Annotated in this window: 6 protein-coding genes and 1 riboswitch; of the genes, 4 read left to right on the top strand and 2 right to left on the bottom strand. The window is 63.8% G+C overall.

The genetic code is table 11. From position 1 onward, the window contains the following. Positions 1-75: 75 nt before the first annotated feature. From QRM57_RS02495 to QRM57_RS02485, 3 genes are all read left to right on the top strand, one after another. Entirely contained in the window at positions 76-861 is a 786-nt protein-coding gene (locus tag QRM57_RS02495) for a VOC family protein (protein WP_284985463.1), read from the top strand. A gap of 178 nt (positions 862-1039) precedes the next feature. Then, a complete protein-coding gene (locus QRM57_RS02490; protein WP_284985462.1) occupies positions 1040-1531 on the top strand; it encodes a septum formation family protein in 492 nt (163 codons plus the stop codon). Positions 1532-1711: 180 nt separating this feature from the next. Beyond that, positions 1712-6244, top strand: coding sequence for an ExeM/NucH family extracellular endonuclease (locus tag QRM57_RS02485; protein WP_284985461.1), 4533 nt, complete (start codon positions 1712-1714; stop codon positions 6242-6244). A 67-nt stretch (positions 6245-6311) separates the two neighbouring features. Here QRM57_RS02485 and cycA read toward each other — a convergent pair whose 3' ends face one another. Continuing rightward, entirely contained in the window at positions 6312-7778 is a 1467-nt protein-coding gene (cycA, locus tag QRM57_RS02480; RefSeq protein ID WP_284985460.1) for a D-serine/D-alanine/glycine transporter, read from the bottom strand. A gap of 144 nt (positions 7779-7922) precedes the next feature. After that, a riboswitch (glycine riboswitch) is annotated at positions 7923-8021 on the bottom strand. 73 nt (positions 8022-8094) lie between these two features. Next, the gene (locus QRM57_RS02475) at positions 8095-10056 is read right to left on the bottom strand and encodes an FAD/NAD(P)-binding protein (protein WP_284985459.1); all 1962 of its coding nucleotides are present in this window, start codon (positions 10054-10056) and stop codon (positions 8095-8097) included. Between the two features lie 60 nt (positions 10057-10116). On the opposite strand from QRM57_RS02475, the gene QRM57_RS02470 reads away from it, so the two are divergent. Then, complete coding sequence (locus tag QRM57_RS02470) at positions 10117-12348, top strand: prolyl oligopeptidase family serine peptidase (protein WP_284985458.1); 2232 nt, start codon at positions 10117-10119, stop codon at positions 12346-12348. Positions 12349-12407: the final 59 nt, after the last annotated feature.

The following is a 12407-nucleotide window of genomic DNA, read 5'->3' as shown; positions in this document are numbered from 1 at the left end:
ATAGTGTTCTACCTGTCTCCACACCTCTGACCTAAACCGCAGCTTTACCGCGGAACTACAACAGGAGCCTGACCTATGCCTACGCCTGACATCACCCCCGGCGCACCGTGCTGGATCGATCTGATGACGTCCGATACAGAGAAAGCCAAGGACTTCTATAACGCCCTTTTCGGATGGACCTACGAAACCGGTGATGAGGAGACGTACGGCGGCTACATCACCGCATCCAAGGACGGAAAGCTGGTGGCCGGCATCATGCAGAAGCAGGCCGACATGGGTGCCATGCCGGACCTCTGGTCCACCTACCTGCGCACGGATGACATCAAGGCCACCACGGAAGCCGCAGCGGCCAACGGCGGCCAGGTCTACATGGAGCCAATGGATGTTCCGGAGCAAGGCAGCATGGCCATGTACGGCGATTCCTCGGGCGCATCCATCGGTGCCTGGCAATTCGGTCAGATGAAGGGTTTCGAAGTAGCTGCAGAACCGGGCTCACCGGCGTGGCACGAACTCCTTGCCAAGGACTACGACTCAGCCGTGTCTTTCTACCAGAAAGTCTTCGGCTGGGACACGAATGTCATGAGTGATACCCCGGAGTTCCGCTACACCACCCTGGGCGCAGGAGACAACGCGAAGGCGGGCATCATGGATGCCGCCGGCGTACTCTCTGACGAAGTACCGTCCATGTGGAGCGTCTACTTCGCGGTTGAGAACACCGACGCCACAGTAGAGCAAGCCCTCGCCCTGGGAGCAACAGTCATGCATGCCGCGGAAGAAACACCGTTCGGCCGCCTGGCGACGCTCATTGATCCCACCGGCGCAGTATTCAAGGTCATCCAGGACCTGGGCCAGTCCGCTTAGACTTTTGATTTCCGGGTGGTGCCCGGCGCCTCCTACCCAGGGGCGCCCGGCTCCACCCGCCCACCGCCGATCCTGGGGGATCGTTCGGCGTTGGTGCCCTGACCGGTCCCTCATTGTTTGGCCGCAGAGTGGGCATCCACGATCTCCCCCTGCGGTCCTTGGGGAACGAGGACCTGAGTTGCAGCACCTTTCACAAACCATCAAAGCCACCGCCGTGTTGTGCTTGGCGACCCTGGCCCTGTCGGGTTGTTCGCTGATCAGCAGCGGGGACGCCAAGCGGGACGAGTCCGGAAAACCCACCGAAACATCTGTTGCGGATGCCTTCAAAGTGAAGGTGGGCGACTGCATCGCGGAGCCTTCCGGCACTGAGGTCAAGGACGTGTCCATCATTCCTTGCGAGCAGGAACACGATCTCGAGGCGTACGCGGCGAAGAACATTGTGGCCGACACCTACCCGGGCCAGTCCGAGGTTGAGAAGCAATCCGAAGAGTTTTGCGGTTCCGAGTTCGCAAGCTTCGTGGGCGTGCCCTTTGATTCATCAACCCTGGAACTGACCTACTTCTACCCCACTACCGATACGTGGAAGGCCGATGACCGCGAGATCGTCTGCCTGATCGGCGGCGCGTCCGGCGCAGCTACGTCCGGGACCCTTAAGGGCGCCGCCAAGTAAAGAAGGACAGTGGGGGCACTCTCCGGCCACCACTGGTCCACTTCCCATTCATCCGTTCGTGTTCTGCTACGTCTGAGGCAGCTTTACCCCGGAGTAACTTCCGGGAACAGCGCCCACTTCACAAGAAGGTGGGCGTCGTCCACAGGGCCATACAGGGCTCCCTAATGAAAGTTAGAGCGGATGCACCAACACCATTGGAAATTACTGGCGGGAACGGCCTTGTCGGCGGGGTTGCTTGCAGCCCCGTTGACGGCTGTCCCGGCCATGGCGGCGGACGATCCCGCCACGCCGGCGGGCACATCGCCGGTGGTCATCAACGAGGCCTATCTAAGCGGCGGAAGCAGCGGCGCGGCCTTCAAGAACAAATTCGTGGAGCTCTACAACTCCTCCGACGCGCCCGTCAGCTTGGCTGGCTGGTCCTTGCAATACCGGTCGGGCACCGCCACCGCAGCACCGACGGGAATCACTCCGTTGACAGGGAGCATCCCGGCAAAGGGCTACTTCCTGGTCCAAGGGGCCAGCAACAGCGCCTCCTCTACGGCGCCGGCCCTCCCCACGCCGGATGTTCAGGCTTCCGGAACCCTGAACCCGAGCGGAACCACCGGGACACTGGTCCTGGCGAAGCAGAGCACCGCCGTGTCCCCACTTCCCGCGGGTTCAGTGACGGCCAACGCCGCCATCGCCGATCTCTTGGGTTACGGAACGTCCAACACTTTTGAGACTGCGCCTGCAACGGCTCCCGCCAGTAATTCAGACGTCAAGAGCCTCAACCGGACCAACGGCGTTGACACCGATTCCAATGCCGCTGATTTCACCCTCAGCGCCACCATCACCCCCACGCCTTCGGCTGGCACCACGCCGCCCACCGATCCTGGGCCGCAACCGGGTATCAAGACCATCGCGGAAATACAAGGCACCGGCACGGCCAGCCCGTTAGTCGGCAGCACGGTAACCACCCGCGGCAAGGTCACCGCCGTTTACGCCACCGGCGGGTTCAACGGCTACTACGTCCAGACCCCCGGCACCGGCGGCGACGCCGCAGGGGCGGCCAGGACGGCGTCGGACGCTTTGTTCGTCTATTCACCCACGACGGCGGCCACGGTCCAGCCGGGCGACTACCTGGAACTCACCGGCGCGGTCAGCGAATTTGCCAACCAAACACAGATCACAGTGGAAGCCGCGGGGCTGAAGAAGCTCGCCGAAGCGGCACCCGAGGTCAAGGCCACGCCGTTCGCGTTGCCGGCGAACGAGGCCGCCCGCGAAAGCCTCGAAGGCATGCTTGTCTCACCCCAGGGTGACTTCACGGTGACTGACAACTACTCCCTGAACCAGTACGGCGAGATCGGCCTCGCGGCCGGCAAGTCCCCGCTGGTCCAGCCGACGGCGGTGGCTGCTTATGGCTCCCCCGAGTATGCCGGCGTGGTGGCAGATAACGCCCTGCGCGGCATCAAGCTCGACGACGGCGCGTCCACCAACTTCCTCAAGGACGCCGCCACTAAGGCCCAGCAATTGCCCTACCTGACCCCTTCGGACCCCGTACGTGTCGGTTCGCCCGCCACGTTCAAGACCGATGTCATCCTGGGGTACGGGAACAATTCGTGGAAGTTCCAGCCGCTGACGGCGCTGAGCCCCGCAAACGCCGCGTCCGTCCAGCCTGCAACCTTCACCTCCACCCGCCCCGAAGGTCCTGCAGACGTGGGTGGCAGTCTCAAGCTGGCCTCCTTCAATGTGCTGAACTACTTCCCTACCACGGGTGACCAACTCACTGGCTGTGTTTTCTACACCGACCGCGACGGCAACCCGATCACCGTCAAGGATGGCTGCAACGCCCGCGGCGCTGCCAACGCAGAGAACTTCGAGCGCCAGCAGGCCAAGATCGTTGCTGCGATCACCAAATCGGGCGCCGACGTCGTGTCCCTCGAGGAGATCGAGAACTCGGCCCAGTTCGGCAAGAACCGCGACGACGCCCTGTCCAAGCTCGTGGAGTCCCTTAACGTCAAGACTCCCGGCGTGTGGGATTACGTGCGCACACCAGCGAACGCTCCCCCGCTCAGCGATGAAGACATGATCCGCACCGCCTTCATCTACAAAAAAGCCGCGGCCGAACCTGTCGGCGAGTCAATCATCCACAACGACACCGTGGCTTTTGCCAGCGCCCGTAAGCCGTTGGCTCAAGTGTTCAAGCCGGTTGGCGGCAGCGATGACAAGAAATTCATCGCGATCGTGAACCACTTCAAGTCCAAGGGCTCCGCAGCGACCCCGGACGATACCGACAAGGGCCAGGGCGCCTCCAACGTTGCCCGCACCAAGCAGGCCGAATCCCTGCTGGCTTTCTCCAAGGACCTCCAGGCCTCCAAGGGCACTGACAAGGTCTTCCTGATCGGTGACTTCAACGCCTACTCCAAGGAGGACCCCATCAACGTCCTCACCGGCGCAGGGTACACCGACCTTGAGGTCGGCACCGGCAAGCACTCCTACCTGTTCGGCGGCATGGTGGGCTCCCTCGACCACATCCTGGCGTCCCCGGCAGCCCACAAGGTGGTCACGGGAACCGACATCTGGAACATCAACTCCGTGGAGTCAGTGGCGCTGGAATACAGCCGGTATAACAACAATGTGACCAACTATTATGCCCCGGACGAGTTCCGGGCCAGCGACCACGATCCCGTGGTGGTGGGCCTGAACCTGACTCCGGATGCACCGGCCACCGTTGACCTGCAATTCCTGGGCATCAACGACTTCCACGGCCGGATCGACGCCAACACGGTGCTCTTTGCGGGAACGGTTGAGAAGCTCCGTGCAGCAGCAGCGCCCGGCGCGACTGCCTTCATATCCGCGGGCGACAACATCGGCGCCTCCCTCTTCGCATCCTCGGTTGCGAAGGACCAGCCCACCATCGACGTCCTGAACGCACTTGAGCTGCAGGCCTCCGCTGTGGGCAACCACGAGTTCGACGGCGGCTGGTCAGACCTGCGCGACCGCGTCATCGCCGGAGGCAACAACGCAAAGTTCGCCTACCTGGGCGCCAACGTTTACCAGAAGGGCACCACCACCCCGGTCCTGCCGGAGTACAAGGTCCTGGACATGAACGGCATGAAGGTAGCGGTCATCGGTACGGTCACCCAGGAAGTTCCTTCCCTGGTAACCCCCGCGGGGATCACCGATCTTGAGTTCGGCGACCCCGTGGACGCCATCAACCGGGTGGCTGCGAAGATCAAGGCCGAAAAGCTGGCGGACCTTATCATCGTCGAAAACCATGACGGCGCCGCTTCCGGTACCCCCGAGGGCGCCACGTTGGAACAGGAAGTTGCCGCGGGCGGCCCGTTCGCCAAGCTCGTCAACGAAACCACCCCTGACGTAGCTGCCATCTACACCGGGCACACCCACAAGGAGTACGCCTGGGACGCGCCCGTACTTGACGCCAACCGCCAACCCACCGGCAAGACCCGCCCGATCGTGCAGACCGGCAACTACGGCGAGAACGTGGGCAGCGTAACGCTCACCGTCGACACGGCAACCAAGTCCGTCACCGCCTACAAGGCAGCAGTCGTGGACAGGACCACCGAAACCGCTGAAAGCCTCGTCGCGGCCTACCCGCGGGCGGCCGCAGTGAAAACCATCGTGGATAAGGCCCTGGCCCAGGCTGCTGAAATCGGCAACCAGGCCGTGGGTGCCGTGACCGCCGATATCACCACAGCATTCACCCCGGACCCTGCCGGAGGCGCCCCCAAGCGGGACGACCGCGCCAGCGAATCCACGCTGGGCAACCTGGTAGCGGACTCCCTGGTGGACACGCTCAAGGCGCCCGAACTCGGCGCGGCGGAAATCGGCGTCGTCAACCCCGGCGGCCTGCGCAACGAGCTGTACTACGCGCCGGATGGCACCATCACCTACGCCGAGGCCAACGCGGTCCTGCCGTTCGTGAACAACCTGTGGACCACGTCCCTGACGGGTGCACAGTTCAAAACGCTCCTGGAGCAGCAGTGGCAGACCAACCCGGACGGTACCGTACCAAGCCGCCCGTACCAGCAGCTGGGGGTGTCCAAGAACGTCAACTACACCTACGATGCTGCCCGTCCTGCGGGTGACCGGATTACCGGCATCTGGGTCAATGGCGCTGTGATCGACCCCGCAAAGCAGTACAGGATCGGTACCTTCAGCTTCCTGGCAACCGGCGGTGACAACTTCCGGGTCTTCAAGGAGGGCAGCAACACGAAAGACACCGGCCTGGTGGACCGTGACGCCTGGATCAAGTACCTTCAGGCGCACAACCCCGTCTCGCCGGACTTCGCGCGCCGCTCAGTTGCTGTGGCAAACTCCACCGCAGCCGAGGTCAAGGCTGGCGAATCCATCACGCTGGCGGTCTCCAAGCTGAACCTGACCTCCATCGGCAGCCCTGCGAACACCTTGCTGAAAGCGGTCTTTATCGACGCCAAGGGCGCCTCCGTGGCACTCGGGGACGTCCCGGTATCCGCCGGCGCGGCGACCGTCAACGTGAAGGTGCCCGCTGCAGCGGCCGCAGGTACCGGCACCCTGGTGCTGACCGCCGTCGAGTCCGGAACGGTGGTGAAGGCCCTGGTCAAGGTGGCAACGAGCGGACCCAACCCGCCGCAGTGCACCCCGCCCACCAAGCCGTCCAAGTGGTACGACATTGTGGGATGGCTGCGGTACGGCATCGAATGGTTGCAGTACCAGAAATGCCTTAGAGGCTAAGCGCCCCGTAGCATGCCCCCAAGAGACAGGCCCCTCACGATTGGTTCGTGAGGGGCCTGTCTTGTGGTTACTTGTTTGCCGGCTCCGGGTCCTGGACCCTGGCAGCATCGCTGCGCAGCTCGGCCTGGAAAGCGGCGTACCGGGCCAGGTGGGCCGGACGGCGTCGGAGTACCGCCCAAGCGACCCCCAAAATCACGAACCACAGGGGCGTTGCGAGCAACGCCGCGAGCGTGTCCGGCTGGGTGGTCAGCGCCCACAGCACGAAGGCAAAGAATGCGAACACCACCCACACCATGGCCACTCCACCCGGCATCTTGAACGCCGAAGACTCGTGAAGGTGGGGACGGCGCTTCCGGAACGCCAGGTAGCTGGCCAGGATGATCGACCACACGAAGACGAAGCAGACGGCAGACACGGTGGTCACCATGTCGAACGCCTTGCCGACGTCCTGGCCGGCGTACATGAGCACGACGCCGGACAGCAACAGGACGCAGGACAGAAACAGTGCGTTGCGGGGTACTTTGCGTCCGGAGAGCGCGCCGAAGACCTTGGGGGCATCGCCTTCCTGGGCCAGGCCGAACACCATGCGGGACGTGGAGTAGATCCCGGAGTTGGCTGAGGACATGGCGGACGTGAGGACCACCAGGTTGACGATCGTGGCTGCTGCGCCCAGGCCGGCCAGGGAGAACATGGCAATGAACGGGCTGTGACCGGCAGCGAACTGGGTCCACGGGGTGACGGACATCAGGATGATCAGGGCGCCCACGTAGAAGAGGAGCACGCGGATGGGAATCGAGTTGATGGCCTTGGGCAGGTTCTTTTCCGGGTCCTTGGCCTCGGCCGCAGTAGTGCCCACGAGTTCGATGCCTACGAAAGCGAAGACCGCTATCTGGAATCCGGCGACGAAGCCCATGAATTCGTTCGGGAAGAAGCCTCCATGGCTCCAGAGGTTGGTGAAGCTGGCGGGGCCGGCGTCGGACTGGAAGCCACTGAAAATCATGAACAGGCCAACAATGATCAAGGCCGCGATGGCGACGATCTTGATGAGAGCGAACCAGAACTCGGTTTCGCCGAATGCCTTCACCGTTGCCAGGTTCAGTAGCAGGAGGATGCCGATGGTAATGAGACCCGGCACCCAGAGGGGAAGGGAAGGCCACAGCTCCTGCGAATAGCCTGCGATAGCGATGACGTCCGCGATCCCCGTGATGACCCAGCAGAACCAGTATGTCCAGCCGGTGAAGAAGCCGGCCCAGGGGCCCAGGAGGTCAGCTGCGAAGTCGCTGAAGGATTTGTAGTTCAGGTTGCTGAGCAGCAATTCGCCCATGGCACGCATGACGAAGAACAGCATGAAGCCGATGATCATGTACACGAAGATGACGGACGGGCCGGCGGCGGAGATGGTCTTGCCGGAGCCCATGAAGAGGCCGGTTCCAATGGCTCCGCCGATGGCGATGAGCTGGATGTGGCGGTTGGTGAGTTGCCGCTCAAGATGCGGGGAATCGGTACCGGTTGAAGGTGGGCGCTGAATCGTCAAAGGAACTCCATCGTTCAGGCGGCACGGGGTGCCACAAGATTCGGGTTCCTCCCCGCTCTGTAGATGGACCTGAGAGTTTCCGCAGGCGTGGGCCTGCTTGCACCTTCGGTGAGCCCGGCGTTCCGGACTGCTTTCCAGAGTTGCCTCGCCGCGGCGGTACATGGGCCTGAGAGATTCCTGGGGAGGGTTTGCTCCTACGGCGCCTGTGGTGATGTACCGGCAGGGCTCTCCCGCCGCGGATCAAAAGCGCGCACCACCAGTCGGTGATGCAGCTCACACACTAACGAAGGCCGGGCGGCACTGCAACCCTGAGTCCTCAGCGGGCCAGAATGCTACGCGCAATCTCGTCGGCGTCCCGCAGGGTCCGCTGTCCGCTGGCATAGGCCTGCCCGGTTCGGGGCCGGGCCTCCGCCGCGATGGCCGTGCCCCACTGTGAGGCAGACAACTGTAGGCCCAGCACGTAAAGGTTCTCGGTGACCGCCCCGTTCGCCGCCAAGGGCCGGTACGGATGTGGCACGACGTCCAGACCCGTGGTCTGCATCGGGGTACCTTCGACGCTCATCATGATCTTGGTTCGGACCAACCCGTCAGCCATGAGCTGCTCCAGCAGCGGTGACATATTGATGCCCACCCTGTTGGCAGGCGACATCGCCTCGATCAGGGTCCGGGCTTCCACCGGCGCGTCGCGCACCCATGGCGAAACCGCACGGAACAGTTTCGCGCTCCGGTCCACACTGAACTTCGGGTCCGGGCCAACAAAACTTACGACGCCGGCACGCGCCAGGGCGGCCAGCTGCTCCGAACGCAGCGCGGGCGCCCCACTGGCCAGCCCTTCGACGAAGGATTCGAACCAGCCCCGAAGCCCTGCCAACCAGGATTCGTCCGTGATGCCACCATCAGCCACCACGGATTTCAGGATCGCGCGGCCGGTGTGGAGTGCTCCGATGGCCATCTTCACAGGGTCCGATTCGCCCAAAGCCGATCGGCGCGCGTCATCATCAAGGTATGCCGTGATGGCCGCGTCCAGCTCCCGCCTGGACGCAAAAGTACGCCCTGCCAGCGGCGCGGCTAGCCCGCGAAGATTCAGCCGACGGGACGCGACGACGTGCTTTTCCACGAGATCGCCCACGTCGTTCTCCCACTTCGCTGTGGTGTGCGCGTGCGGTTGGAGTGCGTCCTCGAGGTCCGCCAGGAACTGCGCGGGGTCCTTGATCGCAGTGGGTTGTGAGCGGGCCAGCGTTGAGTAATACGCCCACAGCGCATCACGGTGCAGCAGCGGCCAAAGATCGTGGTCGAAACCGGGCTGGATTCCGGCCGCGCGAAACCGGTCCACGGCGTCTTCGGTCAGGTAGCGCATGGTGATGCTGCTGGGGTAGTAACCCGCCAGCCCCGCCTTGGCCCGGTAAGGGGTGCCCCGCCGGGAGGCAGCAATAATCCTGGGTTCCCGGCCCGATGCCCGATACTCCAACACCCCTGCCCCCGGAGAACCGGCCTCGACGAACTTCCCGCCGCGGCCCTCCGTCAGCTGTCCCATGACGTCGAAGAAGTTCAATCCCATTCCGCGGATCAGCACCGGCTCGTTATCCGGCACCGCCTCCCACTCAACGTCGGCGGGTGGCGCCGGCGGAAAATAGAGCAGTCCTTGCTCCTCCGCCGCGCTCTTGAAAGACCTTTGCTCGGGATTCAGCCGGGACTCGATATGACCTAACGCGAGGACCACGGAGCCGACGGTGAGGGTGGCACCGTTGGCGAGTTCGACGTCGAACGCGTTTTTTGTTCCGTCCTTCACCGGTCGCGCCGCGACGGCGGAGGTCTCATGGAACGTGACCTTGACGCCGTCGGGCAGCCGCTCGAGCAAGCCATCCAGGGTCTGGCGCAAGTACCGCCCATACAGGGCACGGCTGGGGAAGTCATGCGATTCGAGGGTGGCAAGCTCCGCCTTTTCGGCGTCGTCCAGTCCCAAGCCATCACGACGCCGGGCCTCGCGCCACTTGTCGAACGAACCACCGGCCAGCGGAGGAGCGAGCTCAGGGTCCTCCGGGATGAGCGTCGGATAAAACGACTGGGTGTTCATCAGGTAGAGCCGGGACTGCCCCGGCTGCCACACGTGGCCCGAACCCGCGGGGAAAGGATCCACCACGTCGATGTGCAGGGTGGCCCCCGACGCGCGCACAGCATGACCCCCGGCAGCCCAATTCGCGAGCAACCGCTCAAGGACGCTGGTGCCCCGGGGGCCAGCCCCCAGCAGGGCAACACGGTTGGTTTCGGATTTAGCCACGCTCAAGCCTAACTTCTGCGTGACTTGCTTACTGTTGAAAAGTGTTGCTTGGATGGGGCAATGACCACCACAGAAGCTGATCAGACGCCACTTCCCGGGAACGAGGCTGCGCCAGGCCGTCCCCGCCACGCCGCTGAGGTTGCGCCTGAACCCACGGATGAAAACATCTGGCTCGAAGACATCCATGGCGAAGAGCAGCTTGCATGGGTCCGGGAACAGAACGCGCGAACCGAAGAATTGCTTGAGGACGCTGAATACTCCGCCGTCGAAGCCGGAATCCTTGAGGTCCTGGACTCAACGGACCGCATTGCCATGGTCTCCAAGCGCGGCGGGTTCTACTACAACTTCTGGAAAGACCAGGAACACCCCAAGGGTCTCTGGCGCCGCACCACATGGGATAGCTACCTCACCGACGCTCCTGAATGGGACGTCCTCCTGGACGTTGATGCGCTGGCTGCAGCGGAGGGCGTCGAATGGGTCTTCCATGGGGCCGGTTTCCTCCGCCCTGCGGACGGAAACGAGTACCGGCTGGCCATGGTGTCGCTGTCCCCGGACGGCGGCGACGCGGACCGCCACCGCGAGTTCGACGTCGAATCGCGCACCTTCGTTGAGGGCGGCTTCGACCTCCCCACCGCCAAGGGCAGCGTCAGCTGGCTCGATGCCGATACCCTGCTGGTCTCCAGCACCGCGGACGGGCTCCCGGCCACGACCTCCTCGTACGCCCGGACCGGCGTCAAACTCCGCCGCGGGGAGGCCTTGGCCGATGCTGAACGGCTTTTCGAAATCCCCGAAGACCACATGCTGGCCATGGTGAGCCACGATTCCACCCCCGGCTTTGAGCGGACCTTTGCCGTTGACTACATCGACTTCTACAACCGCAGCACGTGGGTGCTGCGGGACGGATCCTGGGTGGCCATCGATGTACCAACCGACGTGAACATCAGCGCCCACCGCGACTGGCTGCTGTTCCGCCCCCAGAAGGACTGGGACGTTGATGGCACTGTTTACCCGGCAGGGTCCTTGCTCGGGGCTGCCTTCGAGGACTACCTGGCGGGCACACGTTCCTTGACGGTGCTGTTTGCGCCGGACGAGCACACATCCCTGCAATCCTGGAGCTGGACGCGGGACTACCTCCTGCTGAACCTCCTCCGCGATGTCTCCTCGGAGATCCGGGTGTTGAATCCGGCAGTCCTCGACTCCCATGGAGCGTGGGCTTCAACGCCGCTGGACGCCTGCCCTCCGCTGCACGACGTGAACGCCTACGCCGTGGACGACGAAGACCCAGGCTCCGCCGGCAACGACTTCTGGCTCGTGGCCACCGGTTTCACCACGCCCACCACCCTGACCCGTGGAACGCTCTCCCCTGCCTCGTCCCAAGGCGAGGACGGCGGCGTGGTGAGCGAGCACTCGGTAGTGAAGCGGTCGCCGTCGTTCTTCAACGAAGCGGACTATGAAGTCCAGCAACACTTCGCCGTCTCGGCGGACGGAACCAAGGTCCCCTACTTCCAGGTCGCCTCCAAGGACCTGGTCCTGGACGGCCAGAACCCCACCCAGCTCTCCGGCTACGGCGGGTTCGAGATTTCCCGTACACCCGCATACAGCGGCACGATTGGGCGCGCCTGGCTGGAACGGCGGACATTTGGAGCCCCCTCCGACGACGGAGCTGCCGCGCACTCGCGTGGCGGCGTCTACGTAGTGGCCAACATCCGTGGCGGCGGCGAATACGGACCCTCCTGGCACCGCGCCGCGCTCCAGGAGAACCGGCACCGCGCCTATGAGGACTTCGCCGCGGTCGCGAAAGACCTCATCTCCCGCGGCGTCACCAGTCGACGCCGGCTGGGCTGCGTAGGTGGTTCCAACGGTGGGCTGCTGGTGGGAAACATGCTCACCCAGTATCCAGAACTGTTCGGCGCTGTCTCCTGCGGCGTTCCGCTCCTGGACATGCGCCGCTACACCAAGCTGTCCGCCGGCTACTCCTGGATTGCCGAGTATGGCGACCCCGACGTGCCTGGACAGTGGGAGTTCATCCGCACGTTCTCGCCGTATCACCTCCTCCACGACGGCGTGGAATATCCCGAAACCTTCATCTGGACTGCCACGTCCGACGATCGGGTGGGACCCGTCCAAGCCCGCAAGATGGCCGCCCGCATGCAGGCCATGGGTATCCCGAACGTCTGGTTCCACGAGGCCTTGGAGGGCGGCCACGCGGGAGCATCGGACAACCGGCAGGCTGCCGCGCTGCAGGCACGGAGCAACCATTTCCTGTGGCGTTCGCTGGCCGGGAGCAACTGACCAACAACTGGTTTTGCGCTGGAGTGCAGGTTCTGCGTATCCTTGGTGGGCTAGCAATA

Source organism: Arthrobacter sp. fls2-241-R2A-172 (genome assembly GCF_030208885.1).
Classification (GTDB): Bacteria; Actinomycetota; Actinomycetes; order Actinomycetales; family Micrococcaceae; genus Arthrobacter.
The sequence above is the reverse complement of the archived record's forward strand: the minus strand, read 5'-3'. Positions and strand labels throughout refer to the sequence as shown.

Bases quoted from the DNA above. Each gene is read 5' to 3' on its own strand.
- QRM57_RS02495 (WP_284985463.1), top strand. From the start codon at position 76: ATGCCTACGCCTGACATCACCCCCGGCGCACCGTGCTGGATCGATCTG.
- QRM57_RS02485 (WP_284985461.1), top strand. From the start codon at position 1,712: ATGCACCAACACCATTGGAAATTACTGGCGGGAACGGCCTTGTCGGCG.
- QRM57_RS02470 (WP_284985458.1), top strand. From the start codon at position 10,117: ATGACCACCACAGAAGCTGATCAGACGCCACTTCCCGGGAACGAGGCT.